General features: G+C 32.9%; 18 protein-coding genes. 5 read left to right on the forward strand and 13 right to left on the reverse strand.

All coding sequences use genetic code 11. The features are described 5' to 3' along the window. Positions 1-94: 94 nt before the first annotated feature. The 5 genes from ACZ5N4_RS26340 to ACZ5N4_RS26360 all read left to right on the forward strand — a co-directional run bounded on the left by ACZ5N4_RS26340 (position 95) and on the right by ACZ5N4_RS26360 (position 4,143). The gene (locus tag ACZ5N4_RS26340; RefSeq protein WP_464205728.1) at positions 95-580 is read left to right on the forward strand and encodes a dUTP diphosphatase; all 486 of its coding nucleotides are present in this window, start codon (positions 95-97) and stop codon (positions 578-580) included. 100 nt (positions 581-680) lie between these two features. Further along, entirely contained in the window at positions 681-1,112 is a 432-nt protein-coding gene (locus ACZ5N4_RS26345; protein WP_464205730.1) for a DMT family transporter, read from the forward strand. A 198-nt stretch (positions 1,113-1,310) separates the two neighbouring features. Continuing rightward, positions 1,311-2,201, forward strand: a complete 891-nt coding sequence (locus ACZ5N4_RS26350) for a selenium metabolism-associated LysR family transcriptional regulator (RefSeq protein WP_464205732.1) — start codon at positions 1,311-1,313, stop codon at positions 2,199-2,201. Between the two features lie 102 nt (positions 2,202-2,303). Further along, entirely contained in the window at positions 2,304-3,500 is a 1,197-nt protein-coding gene (locus ACZ5N4_RS26355; RefSeq protein ID WP_464205734.1) for a S8 family serine peptidase, read from the forward strand. A 133-nt stretch (positions 3,501-3,633) separates the two neighbouring features. Further along, complete coding sequence (locus ACZ5N4_RS26360) at positions 3,634-4,143, forward strand: ferritin (protein ID WP_464205736.1); 510 nt, start codon at positions 3,634-3,636, stop codon at positions 4,141-4,143. A 55-nt stretch (positions 4,144-4,198) separates the two neighbouring features. Here ACZ5N4_RS26360 and ACZ5N4_RS26365 read toward each other — a convergent pair whose 3' ends face one another. The 13 genes from ACZ5N4_RS26365 to ACZ5N4_RS26425 form a co-directional block, all read right to left on the reverse strand. Next, positions 4,199-5,146 (reverse strand): phosphoglycerate dehydrogenase, encoded by a 948-nt coding sequence (locus tag ACZ5N4_RS26365; RefSeq protein WP_464205738.1) that lies wholly within the window; start codon positions 5,144-5,146, stop codon positions 4,199-4,201. Positions 5,147-5,296: 150 nt separating this feature from the next. After that, positions 5,297-6,142 carry an acetyl-CoA carboxylase carboxyltransferase subunit alpha gene (locus tag ACZ5N4_RS26370; RefSeq protein WP_464205740.1) on the reverse strand — a complete coding sequence of 282 codons (846 nt, stop codon included), beginning with the start codon at positions 6,140-6,142 and terminating at the stop codon, positions 5,297-5,299. A 44-nt stretch (positions 6,143-6,186) separates the two neighbouring features. After that, positions 6,187-7,062, reverse strand: coding sequence for an acetyl-CoA carboxylase, carboxyltransferase subunit beta (gene accD, locus ACZ5N4_RS26375; protein WP_464205741.1), 876 nt, complete (start codon positions 7,060-7,062; stop codon positions 6,187-6,189). A 37-nt stretch (positions 7,063-7,099) separates the two neighbouring features. Further along, positions 7,100-8,446: an acetyl-CoA carboxylase biotin carboxylase subunit gene (locus ACZ5N4_RS26380; protein ID WP_464205743.1), complete on the reverse strand. Its 1,347-nt coding sequence runs from the start codon at positions 8,444-8,446 to the stop codon at positions 7,100-7,102. A gap of 88 nt (positions 8,447-8,534) precedes the next feature. Beyond that, the gene (gene fabZ, locus ACZ5N4_RS26385) at positions 8,535-8,981 is read right to left on the reverse strand and encodes a 3-hydroxyacyl-ACP dehydratase FabZ (protein WP_464205745.1); all 447 of its coding nucleotides are present in this window, start codon (positions 8,979-8,981) and stop codon (positions 8,535-8,537) included. Between the two features lie 182 nt (positions 8,982-9,163). Further along, a complete protein-coding gene (gene accB, locus ACZ5N4_RS26390) occupies positions 9,164-9,685 on the reverse strand; it encodes an acetyl-CoA carboxylase biotin carboxyl carrier protein (RefSeq protein WP_464205747.1) in 522 nt (173 codons plus the stop codon). 1 nt (position 9,686) lies between these two features. Further along, positions 9,687-10,925, reverse strand: a complete 1,239-nt coding sequence (fabF, locus tag ACZ5N4_RS26395) for a beta-ketoacyl-ACP synthase II (RefSeq protein WP_464205749.1) — start codon at positions 10,923-10,925, stop codon at positions 9,687-9,689. Positions 10,926-10,952: 27 nt separating this feature from the next. Beyond that, entirely contained in the window at positions 10,953-11,699 is a 747-nt protein-coding gene (gene fabG / locus ACZ5N4_RS26400; protein WP_464205750.1) for a 3-oxoacyl-[acyl-carrier-protein] reductase, read from the reverse strand. A 15-nt stretch (positions 11,700-11,714) separates the two neighbouring features. Continuing rightward, the gene (gene fabD, locus ACZ5N4_RS26405) at positions 11,715-12,650 is read right to left on the reverse strand and encodes an ACP S-malonyltransferase (RefSeq protein ID WP_464205752.1); all 936 of its coding nucleotides are present in this window, start codon (positions 12,648-12,650) and stop codon (positions 11,715-11,717) included. Between the two features lie 14 nt (positions 12,651-12,664). Beyond that, complete coding sequence (fabK, locus tag ACZ5N4_RS26410; RefSeq protein WP_464205754.1) at positions 12,665-13,612, reverse strand: enoyl-[acyl-carrier-protein] reductase FabK; 948 nt, start codon at positions 13,610-13,612, stop codon at positions 12,665-12,667. 51 nt (positions 13,613-13,663) lie between these two features. After that, on the reverse strand, positions 13,664-13,882 hold the full coding sequence (locus ACZ5N4_RS26415; protein WP_464205756.1) for an acyl carrier protein: 219 nt from the start codon (positions 13,880-13,882) through the stop codon (positions 13,664-13,666). Positions 13,883-13,911: 29 nt separating this feature from the next. Continuing rightward, complete coding sequence (locus tag ACZ5N4_RS26420) at positions 13,912-14,892, reverse strand: beta-ketoacyl-ACP synthase III (protein ID WP_464205758.1); 981 nt, start codon at positions 14,890-14,892, stop codon at positions 13,912-13,914. After that, positions 14,885-15,361 (reverse strand): MarR family winged helix-turn-helix transcriptional regulator, encoded by a 477-nt coding sequence (locus ACZ5N4_RS26425; protein ID WP_178907278.1) that lies wholly within the window; start codon positions 15,359-15,361, stop codon positions 14,885-14,887. The genes ACZ5N4_RS26420 and ACZ5N4_RS26425 overlap by 8 nt, the downstream gene beginning before the upstream one ends. Positions 15,362-15,420 lie beyond the last annotated feature (59 nt).

A 15,420-nucleotide genomic window follows, 5' to 3' on the forward strand; every position in this document is an offset into this window, starting at 1 on the left:
TCGTTAAAATATATAGGTAGGAATAAGCCCTTATTAAAAATTTTTTATTTCGATTTTATTTAATTATAAGGATATGGAAAGGCGGCCTTATTATATGAATTTCTCAAAACTATTTAAACTACAAGAAAACCTAGATAATCATATTTTACAACAGAGGGGACTTGATAATAAATCTTTAACTTCAAAAAAAATATTAGCCTTACAGGTAGAAATAGCCGAGCTTGCAAATGAAACGCGATGTTTTAAGTTTTGGAGTAACAAGGGACCTTCAAATAAAAGTATTATTTTAGAGGAATATGTTGATTGCCTTCACTTTATATTGACACTAGGTCTTGAAAAACAGTTTAATGATATTGAAATAGAAACTAAAGAGCTTCAGTATGACATTACTGCGCAATTCTTAAATCTTTATGTAGATATAAACGACTTTATAGTTTCTTCTTCTAGAGATCATTACTTAACCTTGTTCGAAGACTTTTTAAGTCTCGGTAAAAGCTTAGGATTTTCTATTGATGAGATTGAAGAAGCTTATATTGAAAAAAATTCTATTAACCATAAAAGACAGATTGAAGGATATTAAAATAAAAAGTCTATGATTTTATATCATAGGCTTTTTGCTTTATTTCATTAATAATAAGTACATACTATGGTTAAACTAGTTTTGGGAAGGTGATAATTAAATGCTTGGTATAATAACTTCATTAATAGCTGGAATATGTATGAGTTTTCAGGGAGTTTTCAATACACGTCTCTCCGAGAAAATAGGTTTATGGGAAACTAACGTTATAGTTCAGGCAAGTGGACTATTATTAACAGTAATAGCAGTACTTATCTTTGGAAATGGTGATTTTAAAAACATAAAGAATTCTAATAAACTTTATCTCTTAGGTGGAGCTTTAGGAGTTATAATAATATATACTGTTATGCAGGGAATTAAATCTCTTGGGCCAACTTGCTCAATTTCAATTATTCTTGTTGCACAACTTACTTCTGCCGCTATAATTGACGCTTTTGGTCTTTTTCACTCTACTCAAGTCAAGTTTGGAATGACCAAAATTATTGGAGTTATAGTAATGATAGTAGGTATATTAATATTTAAATATAAGTGTTAATAAATCAAGGCTGATATGAATCTTCAGCCTTATTTTATTGTTAAAAACTTTTATAAATAATTTTCATTTCATATGGAATTATGCAGCTTAAGAATTATTTATTAGACTATTTAACAATATACATATATAATATATTGTGGTTGTTAATTTTATGTTATTATTTTAATATAGAATATTTTATCTTTGGGGGGTAATTTAATGGATTTTAAGCAAATAGAAGCCTTTATAAACGTAGCAAAATTTAAAAGCTTTTCTAAAGCAGCAAATTCTAGTTTTTTATCACAACCAGCAATTAGTTCTCATATATCAAGCCTTGAAAAAGAGTTAAGTATTCAGCTTTTCGATAGGACTTCTAAGGAAGTGCTTCTTACACCTGCTGGAGAATCATTTTTAAAATACGCTATAGATATATTAAATACTCGTGATAAAGCAATATCACATTTAGCAAACTTCAACGGAAATATTAGTGGAAAGCTTAAATTAGCTGCTAGTACTACACCCTGCAATACAATTCTTCCTGCCTTACTCAGACAGTTTCATTTGTTATACCCTGAAGTATCTTTTGATATAGTAGAAAATAGTTCTGGTGAAATTATTGAAAATATTATCAAATTTGATTACGAGTTAGGTATGGTTGGAGAGCCAATTAATGATGAAAAGGTTAAAAGTTATGAACTTATACAAGATGATCTAGTGGTAATATCCTCTCCTGAATTAGATGTTCCGGATACAATTAGTGTAGATTCTCTTCTTAAATATACATTCATAATGCGTGAGGAAGGTTCTGCTACACGTAGAACTTTTGAAGATGCTCTTCAAAAACATGGACTTGACATCTCTGCTGTAGACGTATGTTTTGAAGTAAATAATTTAGATGCAATATTTCAATGCGTGAAAGAGGGGCTTGGAATATCTGTAGTTTCAAAACAGATTTCTAAGAACTATTCTAGCATTGGGCTTATAAAAGAGAGCTACATACAAGACCTCTCTTTAAAAAGATCTATTTACCTAGTTGTAAGTTCTAAGAGAACGCTTACTCCAACTGCTAAAGCTTTTTTTAAGATGTGTAAGGATCAGTTTAAATTTTAATAATAATCTTTATTATGCTCCTAAAAATTAATTTTATCTTAGCACATATATTGTAATTTAATATTATAATATATAATGTAATTAATTTTTAAGGAGCTTTAAATGTTTTCTATTAAAAACAAGTTAGATCCTGATTTGAGGATAGCTATAGATAAAAAATATTATAAGAGCTATAGAGTACTTATTTATTGCAAACACATGCCAGAAGTTATAGAAAAGAAAATTAAATCCTATAAAGGTAACTTAATTCATTTCATTCCTTTTATAAATTGTATATGTGCAATTCTCTCTCCTAATGCTATAGATAGAATATTAGAATTTCCTCAGGTAAGCTATATCACTTTCGATAGCCTAGCGCTGTTATGTGGAAAAGGCGTACTTGCCTCTAATGGCGTAGTATTTCAAGAAAGATATAAACTTACAGGTAAAAATATATGTATAGGTATAGTAGATAGTGGTGTTTATCCCCACCCAGACCTCTTAAATCCTAAGAATAAAATTAAGGGTTTCATTGATTTGGTAAACAACCTTAAATATCCCTATGATGATAATGGCCATGGAACTTTTATGAGCGGAATAATATGTGGTACTGGCCACTTATCCAAGGGAGTATATAAAGGTGTCGCAGAAAATAGCTGCATATATTCAATTAAAGCCTTTAACAGCATAGGAAAAGGATATGTATCTAATATACTATTTTCAATACAAACTTTGATTGAAAATAGCACTGAATATAATATAAAAATTATATATCTTCCTTTTGAATTGGCTTCAACCAATTATTTTGTCATATCACTATTTTCCAAAATATTCGACATAGCCATAAAAAATAATGTAACTATAGTTGTTCCATCAGGGCATAATGGAAATTCTGAAGGTAGTATTTCTGGTATTGCAACTTTGGAAAATTGCATTACTGTAGGAGGTGTCGACACTACTAATAATTCGATAAAGCCATACAAATATTCCTCCTCTGGTCCTTTTGCCAAATTAGAAAAACCAGATTTGTCAGCATCTGCTGTTGATATATGCTCTCTTAATTCAAATATTAATTATGTCTCAGAAAAAAACGGGATGAAACTATACCCTCAGTCTTTGGAAAGTCCTTACACTTACTACAGTGGGACATCTTGTGCTGCAGCCTATGTCAGTGGTATTTGTGCACTTTTATATGAAAATAACCCTGAGCTAAGTTTTAAAGATTTAATTTCACTATTAAAAGTATCTTGCAATCTCAAAGATATGTCCAAGTGGGTTCAAGGAGCAGGCACTATTGACTTAAATAAATTACTTCCTTAGTAGATTAAATATTAATTACAAAATCATTAAATTTACAAAAACATATTCAAAAATCACTTAACATATGTTAATATATTCTAAAAACTTAGTTAATTTATGTAACTTTGTAAATATAAACTTAGGAGGTAATATTATGTTAAGTGATAAACTTATGAATGCCATAAATGATCAAATAAACTATGAATTATACTCTGCTAATGTTTACCTTGCAATGCAGGCATATTTTGCATCAAATGATTTAGATGGATTTGCTAATTTTTTTAAAGTTCAAATCCAAGAGGAGACTTTTCATGCCAATAAATTTTTTGATTACCTAAGCCAAATGGATGGTAGAGTAATTATTGGTTCTATGCCTGCTCCTCAAAGTGATTTTGAATCGGTATTACATGTATTTAAGGAAGCTTTAGCTCATGAAAGAACAGTTACTCAAAGAGTTTATAATCTAATGGATATTGCTACTGAAGAAAGAGAGCATGCAACTATAAGCTTACTTAAGTGGTTTATAGATGAGCAAGTAGAAGAGGAGACTAACTTTGGAGGTATTGTAAAAAGACTTGAAAGAATGGGTGAAGATTCTGCAGCTCTTTATATGCTTGATGCTGAATTAGCATCAAGAGTATTCACTCCTCCAACTAATGCATAATTTAGATTTAAAACATAAAAGATAAGGCAGATATTCGTAATTATCTGCCTTATTTTTAATAACCTTTATTTATATCTATTACATTAACTAGTTTTTTATTTTTCACATATCTTTCCATATTATCATATATCATATTAAATCTTCGAATATTCCTCATCTCAGATATCCATGAATTATGAGGTGTTATAATTACATTTTCTAAGTTCCATAAAGGACTGTCTGGGTGCAGTGGCTCATCTTCCACCACGTCTAAGGCTGCACCATAAATTTTACCTTCATGGATGCTTTTTATCAGGTCTTTTTCATTTATTATAGAACCTCTGGCTACATTTACAATGCATACACCTTTCTTCATACATCTAAACTTTTCATCATCTATTAAGTGATGTGTCTCTCTTGTATATGGAATTGTGACAACAACTATATCACTAGCGGATAGCATTTCATTTATGTCTTTTAATCCATAGCATTTATCGAAATGCTGAACCTGCCTTCCAGCAGTATTTAATCCTAAAATTTTCACGTCAAACCCTGATAATCTTTTTGCCGCTTCTTCAGCAATACTTCCTGTTCCTATAAAACCTATAGTCTTTCCACAAAGCTCCAAAATAGTAGAATCCATTTTCCACAGCTTGTTTTTTTGATTTTCATATAATCTATGGCTGTGTTTTAAAAGCTCTAATATTTTCAATACAATCCATTCTCCCATTGGTACGCTGTATCCGCCTCTATTATTAGTTATTGTAATATTACTATTTTTTATATAATCCAATGGCAATTGGTCTATTCCTGCACTAGATAATTGAATCCAGTTCAGCATCTTCATTTTGATTATATCTAGAGTCTCAAATGGATTATAACATACTAAAACCTCTACATCCTTTAGTAATTCACTATAAACAGCATTTTTTTCGTTTATAGTTATAATGTCATACCCTAAGCTTTTAATTTTCTTCATGTTTTCTTGTCCATAGTCATAAGTAAATAATGCTTTTATAGGCATTTTATTTCACCTCTATTTGACTATAAATATAAAGTAGCCTTTAATACTAAAGACTACTTTATATCTATGTTATATATTATATTTTATCATTACAAACATTTAATTACAATATTTTCCTCTAACTTGCACAAATAATAAGTCGAGCATTTATTATTCTATATATTTACCCATAGCTCTAAATTTATTATATCTTTTTTCTACAAGCTCTTCTAATGGTTGTTTTTTTAACATACTAAAAGCTTCTATTAGCTCCTTTTTTATCAATGCAGACATTTTGTCTACATCCTTATGGGCTCCTCCAGAAGGTTCCTTAAGCACCTTGTCAATAATTCCATATTCTTTTAAATCTTTTGCTGTTATCTTCATAATTTCAGCAGCTTCTTTAGCTCGAGAAGCATCTTTCCATAGTATGCTTGCAAATCCTTCAGGAGATAGTATTGAGTATACAGCATTTTCTAGCATCCATACTTCATCTGAAACAGCAAAAGCTAATGCACCACCGCTGCCACCTTCTCCTATAACTATGGAAATGATAGGAGTTTTTAAGCTTGACATTTCTAAAAGATTTCTTGCAATAGCTTCTCCCTGTCCTCTTTCCTCTGCTCCTGTGCCACAAAATGCACCTTGAGTGTCCACAAGACATAGAATAGGTCTATTAAACTTTTCAGCCTGCTTCATAAGTCTTAAACCTTTTCTATAACCTTCTGGATGAGGTGATCCAAAATTTCTCTTTATTTTTTCTGCGGTATTTTTTCCCTTTTGATGCGCTATTATAGTTATAGGCTCACCATTTAATAAAGCTATCCCGCCAACAACAGCTGGATCGTCGCTAAAATATCTATCTCCATGAAACTCCATAAAAGAGCCAAATATCTTCTCTATATAATCAAGAGCAGTAGGTCTTTCAACCATTCTTGCTAGAGATACTCTTTCCCATGCAGTTTTATTATCAAGTTTTTGAGTTATTATTTTCTGTACCTTTTCTAACTTTTCCATATGAGCAGCTTCCTTTCTTTAGAAATATAAATATGCCCAAATACTTATATGTTTCTCTTATGAATTACGAGTATTTTCTTTAGTACACCTTTTAATTCATTTCTAGAAACTATTTTATCTATAAAACCATGCTCTAATAGAAATTCAGCCCTTTGAAAACCTTCAGGTAGCTTTTGTCTTATAGTTTGCTCTATAACTCTTTTGCCTGCAAATCCAATTAATGCACCTGGTTCAGACAAAATTATATCCCCAAGCATAGCAAAACTCGCAGTAACTCCACCTGTAGTAGGATCTGTAAGTACAGTAATGTATAGTAGTCCTTCTTTACCAAGCTTACCTAAAGCAGCACTCACTTTAGCCATCTGCATAAGTGAGAACATACCTTCCTGCATTCTTGCACCACCAGAAGTAGTGAAAATAATTATTGGTAATTTTAGTTCAATAGCTTTTTCCACAGCTCTAGTGATTTTTTCTCCTACTACAGATCCCATACTTCCCATCATGAAGTGGCTATCCATTACACAGATAACTACATTTTCATTGCTAATGCAGCCTCTTCCAGTTACCACAGCCTCATTCATATCCGTATTTTCTCTCATCTTTTTTACTTTTTCTTCATATCCATTGAACTCTATAGGATTATCAGAAATCATATTTTTATCGAATTCTTCAAAAGTATCCTTATCTATTATAAGTTCTATTCTCTCTCTTGCTGTCATTCTAAAGTGGTGATTACATTGGCTGCACACTTTATTATTTTCTTCTAAGTCATTATTATATATTATTTTACCACAACTATCACATTTTACCCACATACCATTAGGAATGCTCGGCTTCTGCTCTAAAGTATCTTCAGCTTTTCTTAATGCTTGTTGACTAACAGTAATATATTTAGTTTTCTTGAAGAGATTATTCAACAAGTTAGCTCACCTCCAGTCAAATTCACAAGGATCTTTGCTACGAAATATTAAATCTGTTTTCAATAAATCTAGTATCATAATTACCGTTTATGAATTCTTCACAATTTATAAGCTCGAATTGAAAATCTATATTTGTGCGAACTCCATCAATTATAAATTCTCCTAAAGCTCTTCTCATTTTTTTGATAGCCTCTTCTCTATCTTTTCCATATACGATAAGTTTAGCTATCATTGAATCATAATATGGAGGTATTACATATCCTGAGTATACCGCACTGTCAACTCTAACATTAAACCCTCCTGGTACATACATATCTTTTACTTTACCTGGACATGGCATAAACCCTCTGCTAGCATCTTCAGCATTTATTCTGCATTCGATAGCATGCCCACTAATTCTTATGTCTTCCTGTGAAAAGCTTAATTTTTCACCTGCTGCAATTTTTATTTGTTCTTTTATTAAATCTATTCCTGTAACCATTTCTGTTATAGGATGTTCTACTTGGATACGGGTATTCATTTCCATAAAATAATAATTTCCGTTTTTATCTAATAAAAACTCTATAGTACCTGCATTATTATAATTTACTGCCTTAGCTGCTCTTATCGCAGTTTCTCCCATAGATTTTCTAAGTTCCTCTGTCATAATAGGGCTTGGTGCTTCTTCTAAAACTTTTTGATTTCTTCTTTGCATGGAGCAATCTCGCTCTCCTAAATATACGATATTGCCAAAGCTATCTCCTAGAATCTGAATTTCAACATGCCTTGGTTTCTCTATAAACTTTTCCATGTATATTGTTTCGTCTCCAAATGCTGCTTTTGCTTCCGCTCTAGCATTTTCGTAAGCCTTTATAAGTTCACTTTGTTCGTAGACTATTCTTATACCTCTTCCGCCGCCGCCTGCAGATGCCTTAATCATAACAGGGTATCCTATTTCTTCTGCAAGTCTTAATAACTCATCTTCACCTTCAACAGCACCATTAGATCCTGGAACTACAGGCACCCCTGATTTAGTCATGATATCTCTTGCATTAGACTTGTTACCCATATTTTCAATACATTCTGGATCAGGTCCTATAAAGGTAATGTTACATTCCTTACACATCCTAGCAAATTTACTATTCTCAGATAAAAATCCAAATCCCGGATGAATAGCCTGCGCTCCTGATAACACAGTAGCACTTATTATATTTTGTATATTTAAATAGCTGTCTTTTGCAGCAGCTGGACCAATACAGATAGCTTCATCTGCCATTTGAGTATGCAGAGCATCTTTATCAGCTTCTGAATAAACAGCTACTGTCTCAATTCCCATCTCTCTGCATGCCCTTATTATTCTAACAGCTATTTCTCCTCTATTTGCAATTAATATTTTATTAAACACTTTTAAAAATCCACTCCCAATACTCTAGTTTTTTACTATATGGGTAGATATTTTAACAAACCCATATAGTAATTTTACCACACTTAAACTAGCCTATCATAAACATTATTTCTGCTTCTGCAGCCTTTTTATCTTCTACATAGGCTGTTGCCTTACCTATACCCGCTGGTCCTTTAATTTTTACAATTTCTACTTCTAGTTTTAAAACATCTCCTGGTACTACTTTTTTTCTAAATTTAGCCTTATTTATTCCTCCAAAGAATGCTATTTTACCTTTAAAACTATCCTGACTCAAAATAGCTACTGCACCAGCCTGTGCTAACGCTTCTATAATGAGCACACCTGGCATGACAGGCTCCGCTGGAAAATGGCCTTGAAAAAAGTATTCGTTCATAGTTACATTTTTATATGCTATAACCTTTTTCCCTGGTTCCATATATGTCACTTTATCTATTAATAAAAATGGATATCTATGAGGAATAATCTCTTGTATTTCCTTTACTCCAAGATTTACATTGAACTCTACCTGTTCCATCAGTTTTCCTCCTTTTAGTGGTCACACTGGGTGATTTTGCTTGTTTCCCTTCGGGAACTGGGTAACTTGAGATTTTCGCTTCTGCTCACAAGTTACCCGTAAAAGTTCATTTAGAACTTTTACCTAGCAAAATTACCCGTTAAAGTCCATTTAGGACTTTAACCTCCTAGCAATATATTAATCTACTTATTTACTCTTATTTTAAACATAGACTGGCCATATTCAACCATTTGAGTATTCTCAACTAAGACTTCTACCACTTCTCCATCTACTTCGCTTTGAATCTCATTCATAAGCTTCATAGCCTCTATGATACATAGTGTGTCACCCTTTTTCACTTTTGAACCAACCTTTACAAAGGATGGCTTATCTGGGCTTGGAGAACTATAGAAAGTTCCAACTATAGGTGATACTACCTTTTCTATATTTTCATCATCGATTTTTAGTTTCTCATCCTCTTTAACTTCTTCTACAGCTACTTTAACAGGCTCTTTTACTTCTGCCGCTATTTCAGACTTATTACTTTCTTCTACAACAGTGCTAACTTCTTTTTCAGTATTTTCATTTGCTATTATTGTTTTCTGGAAATCAGGTTCTCCCTGCTTTCTCATTATTATAGAAATCCCTTCCCAGTTAACCTCTAAGTATCCTAACTTAGAATTATCAACAGTTTTTATCATTTCTTCAATTGCTTTAAAGTCCATATTACTCACTCCACTTTTTTAATAAAATTACTGCATTATGTCCACCAAAACCAAGAGAATTAGACATGGCATATTTAAGTTCTGCAGCTCTACCTTCATTTGGAACATAATCAAGATCACATTCCTCATCTGGTACTTTATATCCAGCTGTTGGTGGAATAAATCCTTCTTCTAAAGCCTTAACACATGCTATAGCCTCTATAGCACCTGCTGCGCCCAATAAGTGTCCTGTCATAGATTTACTAGAACTTATAGGTATATTTTTAGCATTTTCTCCAAATACCCTTTTTATTGCATTAGTTTCGAATTTATCATTAACCGGAGTACTAGTTCCATGAGCATTTATATAGGATACTTCTTCTTTATTTATTCCTGCTTCATTAATAGCAATCTCCATAGCTCTTGCAGCACCTTCTCCTTCTGGATCTGGAGAAGTTATATGATAAGCATCACAAGTTGAACCATATCCAACTACTTCAGCATATATAGTAGCTCCTCTTTTTTGAGCATGCTCTAGAGATTCTAGTATTAATATTCCAGCACCTTCTCCCATTATAAACCCATCTCTTTCCTTGTCAAAAGGAATAGATGCCCTTTTTGGGTCAGTACTTTTTGATAGAGCAGTTAATGATGTAAATCCTGCTACTGATAATGGTGTAATTGAAGCTTCTGTTCCTCCAGCTATCATTACATCAGCTAAATCATTTTTTATAGCGTGGAATGCTTCACCTACACAATTTGTTCCTGTAGCACAAGCTGTTACTACATTAGTACATATTCCCTTCGCACCAAATCTAATTGCTATATTTCCAGCTGCCATATTACTTATAATCATAGGTATAAATAATGGTTGAACTCTACCAGGACCTTTTTCTAGAAGTTTTGTTTGCTCTTTTTCTATAATTCCTATACCACCAATTCCTGAACCAACAATAACTCCGAATCTTTCTTTTGGCATATTTTCTATATCTAACTTAGAATCTTCTACTGCCTGAACTGCTGAAGCTATTGCAAATTGACAAAATACATCCATTCTTTTAGCTTCTTTTTTATCAAGATATTTTAAAGAATCAAATTCCTTAACTTCTGCTGCTAACTTTACTTTAAAATTTTCTGTATCAAATGCTTTTATGAAGTCTATACCTGGTATCCCATTTTTTATATTGTTCCAGAATGCTCCAACATCATTTCCTACTGGCGTTACCGCACCCAGTCCCGTTATTACAACTCTTTTTGTCATTATAAGTTCACCAACCTTTAACTTAATTTACATAACCATTCCGCCATCTACATTAATTACCTGTCCAGTAATATAATCTGCAGACGGTGAAACTAAGAATGCTACCATATTTGCTATATCTTGTGCACTACCAAATCTTTTTAAAGGTATGCTATTTAGTGTGCTCTCCTTAACCTTATCTGATAAAACTTCTGTCATGTCTGTTTGAATAAAGCCTGGCGCTACAGCATTTACATTAATTCCTCTTGAAGCAAGTTCTCTTGCAGCAGATTTAGTTACTCCTATTATTCCTGCTTTTGCTGCAGAGTAATTTATTTGTCCTGCATTGCCAGTTACGCCAACTACTGAAGATATGTTCACTATCTTTCCACCTTTTTGTTTTACCATCACAGGTGCAGCATGCCTTATGCAGTTAAATGCTCCCTTTAAGTTTACATCTATAACCTTATCGAAGTCTTCTTCTTTCATTCTAAGAACTAACCCATCCTTAGTTATTCCTGCATTATTAATAAGTATATCTAATGAGCCAAAAACTTCAACAGCTTTTTTTACTATATTTTCAGCATCTGAAAATACACTAACATCTCCTTGAACTGCTATAGCCTTACTTCCTTTACTTTCAATTTCTTTAATTACATCTTCAACGGATTTAGAATCGCTTCTATAGTTAAGTACTAAATTTGCACCAAGTTCTGCTAGTTTAACCGCTATAGCCTTACCAATTCCACGACTAGCTCCAGTTACTATTGCCGTTTTTCCTTTTAAACTTTCCATATGCTATTCTCCATTCTACTTTTTTAATTTCTCTATAGTACTTTCTAGAGATTTTAAATCTTGAACATTTAAAATTGTAGCTTTTCTATTTATTTTTTTTACAAAGCCACTTAGTGCCTTTCCTGGACCAATTTCCACAAAAGTATCCACTCCCATATCCATCATTGTTCTTATACTATTTTCAAAAAGTACTGTGCTCATTACTTGCTTTTTTAGATATGGTTTTATATTATCCTTATTCTCAACAATCTCTCCAGTAACATTTGTTATTACAGGAATTTTGAAATTATTTATAGAAACATCCTTAAGCTCCACTTCTAACTTTTCTGCCGCTGGTTGTAACATTGATGTATGAAAAGGACCACTAACAGCTAACATTACAGTTTTTAATGCTCCCTTTTCCTTTAATTTTTCACAAGCAGCTTCAACAGCTTTTACTTCTCCTGCAATTACTATTTGGCCTGGGCAATTCAAATTTGCAGGTTCAACTACACCTATATTAGAACATTCATCACATACTTTTCTTATACTCTCTTCATCTAATCCAATAATAGCAGCCATAGTACCAATACCTTGTGGTACCGCCTCCTGCATATACTTTCCTCTCTTTTTAACTAACTTTACCGCTTCTTCAAATTCTAATGCTCCACTGTAAACTAAAGCAGAGTATTCACCCAAGCTTAAGCCTGCAGTAACATCAGCATATACGCCATGGCTTTCTAATGCCTTAAGTGCTGCAATGCTTACAGTTAAAATAGCAGGCTGAGTATTTTCTGTACTATTCAACTCATCCTCTGGTCCTTCAAAGCACATTTTACTTATAGTAAGTCCTAGAGCTTTATCAGCACTTTCAAAAACTTCTCTGCACCCTTCTATATTATCATATAATTCTTTTCCCATGCCTACATACTGTGCTCCCTGACCTGAGAATAAAAATGCTATTTTACTCATATAGTCCTCCTAAGTTATTTAGCTCCAAAAATTTGGCTAACATTTTTTAATTGTGTTTCTGCTTCAGTAAATATTTCTTCTATTATTTCGTTACAACTTTGCTCTTTACAAATAAGTCCTGCTATCTGTCCAGCCATTACAGACCCATTGTCAATATCACCTTCGCGTACAGCTTTGGAAAGAGCTCCTCTACCAAGTTCCTCAAACTTTTCTAATCCAGCTCCCTCTTTTTCAAGTATTTGAAACTGTCTAGTTAATTTATTTCTTAAAACACGCACTGGGTGACCTGTAGGTCTACCTGTAACCTGTGTATCAATATCTTTTGCGCCTAGTACCTTATTCTTGTAGTTTTGATGAACAGTACATTCATGTGCAACTAAAAATCTTGTGCCAACTTGTATTCCTGCTGCTCCAAGCATAAAAGCTGCAGCCGCTCCTCTTCCGTCACCTATTCCTCCTGCAGCTATTACAGGAATATTTACAGCATCTACTACCTGTGGAACTAATGCCATAGTTGTAAGTTCGCCAACGTGTCCTCCTGACTCGCAGCCTTCAGCAATAACTGCATCTACACCAGCTCTTTCCATTCTCTTTGCTAGTGCCACTGATGCCACTACAGGAATAACCTTTATACCGTGCTGTTTCCACATATCAATATATTTACCTGGGTTGCCTGCTCCAGTTGTAACTACTTTAACTCCTTCTTCACAAACCATTTTAGCTACGGCCTCTGCAGTCTCACCTAAAAGCATTATATTTACTCCAAAAGGCTTATCTGTCATTTGCTTAGCCTTTCTTATTTCATCTCTTACCCATTCTAACGGAGCATTTCCGGTTATAATACCGATACCTCCTGCATTAGATACTGCTGCAGCTAAAGAACTATCTGCAATCCAAGCCATACCTCCTTGGATAATAGGGTACTTTATACCAACCATTTGGGCAAATGCGGAATTGATCATATTTTTTCCTCCTGATCATATATAAATTTATTATTTCACATTAGTCTACTTTTATATTTTTTTCTCAACAAAGTTTACTGCTTCCTCTACAGTTTTAATTGACTCTGCATCTTCTATTTGAACTCCAAATTCTTCTTCTATTTCAATTATTATTTGAAATAGGTCTAACGAATCTATACCTAGTTCTTTAAATGAAGTGTCTATTGTTATATCCTCTTCACTTAATCCTAGTTGTTCTGCCATTATTCTTTTTATTTTCTCAAATACCATTTTGTCCTCCATAGTTTAAATGAATTTTCCTACCATTCTATTATTAATCCACCGTAGGTAAGACCTGCTCCAAAGCCTATAAGCAAAATCTTATCTCCTGTTTTTAACATATTTTTTTGTACCATTTCATCTAACGCAATAGCTATACTGGCTCCAGATGTATTGCCATATCTGTCTAAATTAATATAAAATTTTTCTTCACTTATACCTAATTTTTTAACTGCAGATTCGATTATTCTATAATTTGCTTGATGAGGAATTATATATTTTATATCTTCAATTGAACACTTTGCATCTTCTAAAAGTTTTTCCACTCCCTTAGTCATAGTTCTAACTGCAAATTTAAATACTTCTCTTCCATCCATCTGTATTTTATAATTTTCAGGGATATAAGCAGTTTCCTCTCGTACGTATGGATTGATAACTGGCATAGCTCCACAAGTTAGTGCATTTCCTTTACTTCCTTCTGAACCAGTATATACAGCCAATACTCCACCCTTATCAGAAGCTCTGAGTACAGCTGCTCCTGCACCATCACCAAATAGAACACATGTATTTCTATCCTCCCAGTTAAGGGCTTTTGACATTGTCTCAGCTCCTACTACCAATATAGTTCTAGCAGCTCCAGTAGTTATAAATTGAGTAGCTACAGTTATTCCATAAATAAATCCTGAACAAGCAGCTGATAAATCAAAACATGTAGCATTTACAGCATTTATATTACCTTGTACCATACAAGCTACTGAAGGAGTAAAGCTATCTGGTGTAATTGTAGCTACAATTAGTAAATCAATATCTTCAGGTTTAATATTAGCCATTTCAATAGCCTTTAGTGCTGCTTTTGTAGCCATATCAGATGTATCTTCGCCTTCAGATATTCTTCTTTCTTTTATACCAGTTCTACTACTTATCCATTCATCACTGGTATCCATAATACAGGATAAGTCTTCATTAGTAACAATTCTTTCTGGTACATAACTACCTGTACCTATTACCTGTACTTTATTCATTGCCTTTCTCCTTTAAGTTAGTATTTAAGTTATATTTGGATATAAAAAATTTATTAATTTTATCTAGGGCTTTCACCAAAGTTTCCTCTTCCTCTTTTGTAAGTCCTTCAATGCTTCCCTTGACCATATCAGAATGAAACTTTCGATGAACTCTATAAGCAAGCTTTCCTAGTTTTGTCAGTTCAATATATACTATTCTTCTATCTTCTTCACTTCTTTTTCTTTCTACATAGCCTTTTCTGACTAGATGACCTATCGCTGTAGTCAGCGTTCCTAAAGTAATATGCAGCTGACATGCAACTTCTGTCATAGTTCTTGGCTTATACATTCCTATTGCTTCAATAGTATGTATTTCTGTAACGGATAAATCCCTAAAAGAACCAGATTGAAGAGCGTTTTGTTCAATTTCTAGTATATCATTAAAAATGCCTACTAAAAGCTCATTTAAAACGCTAATACACTTAGTCACATAATCACCACTTCTAAAATTTAAATTAAATAAGACACATGAAAATAAACCTGCTACTA

The organism is Clostridium nitrophenolicum (genome assembly GCF_055391695.1).

Coding starts and splice junctions, on each gene's coding strand:
- ACZ5N4_RS26420 (WP_464205758.1), bottom strand. CDS start 14,892: ATGAATAAAGTACAGGTAATAGGTACAGGTAGTTATGTACCAGAAAGA.
- ACZ5N4_RS26365 (WP_464205738.1), bottom strand. CDS start 5,146: ATGCCTATAAAAGCATTATTTACTTATGACTATGGACAAGAAAACATG.
- ACZ5N4_RS26370 (WP_464205740.1), bottom strand. CDS start 6,142: ATGGAAAAGTTAGAAAAGGTACAGAAAATAATAACTCAAAAACTTGAT.
- ACZ5N4_RS26345 (WP_464205730.1), top strand. CDS start 681: ATGCTTGGTATAATAACTTCATTAATAGCTGGAATATGTATGAGTTTT.
- fabZ (WP_464205745.1), bottom strand. CDS start 8,981: ATGGAACAGGTAGAGTTCAATGTAAATCTTGGAGTAAAGGAAATACAA.
- ACZ5N4_RS26415 (WP_464205756.1), bottom strand. CDS start 13,882: ATGGTATTTGAGAAAATAAAAAGAATAATGGCAGAACAACTAGGATTA.
- accB (WP_464205747.1), bottom strand. CDS start 9,685: ATGGACTTTAAAGCAATTGAAGAAATGATAAAAACTGTTGATAATTCT.
- fabD (WP_464205752.1), bottom strand. CDS start 12,650: ATGAGTAAAATAGCATTTTTATTCTCAGGTCAGGGAGCACAGTATGTA.
- ACZ5N4_RS26355 (WP_464205734.1), top strand. CDS start 2,304: ATGTTTTCTATTAAAAACAAGTTAGATCCTGATTTGAGGATAGCTATA.
- ACZ5N4_RS26360 (WP_464205736.1), top strand. CDS start 3,634: ATGTTAAGTGATAAACTTATGAATGCCATAAATGATCAAATAAACTAT.
- fabK (WP_464205754.1), bottom strand. CDS start 13,612: ATGATCAATTCCGCATTTGCCCAAATGGTTGGTATAAAGTACCCTATT.
- ACZ5N4_RS26350 (WP_464205732.1), top strand. CDS start 1,311: ATGGATTTTAAGCAAATAGAAGCCTTTATAAACGTAGCAAAATTTAAA.
- fabG (WP_464205750.1), bottom strand. CDS start 11,699: ATGGAAAGTTTAAAAGGAAAAACGGCAATAGTAACTGGAGCTAGTCGT.
- ACZ5N4_RS26340 (WP_464205728.1), top strand. CDS start 95: ATGAATTTCTCAAAACTATTTAAACTACAAGAAAACCTAGATAATCAT.
- fabF (WP_464205749.1), bottom strand. CDS start 10,925: ATGACAAAAAGAGTTGTAATAACGGGACTGGGTGCGGTAACGCCAGTA.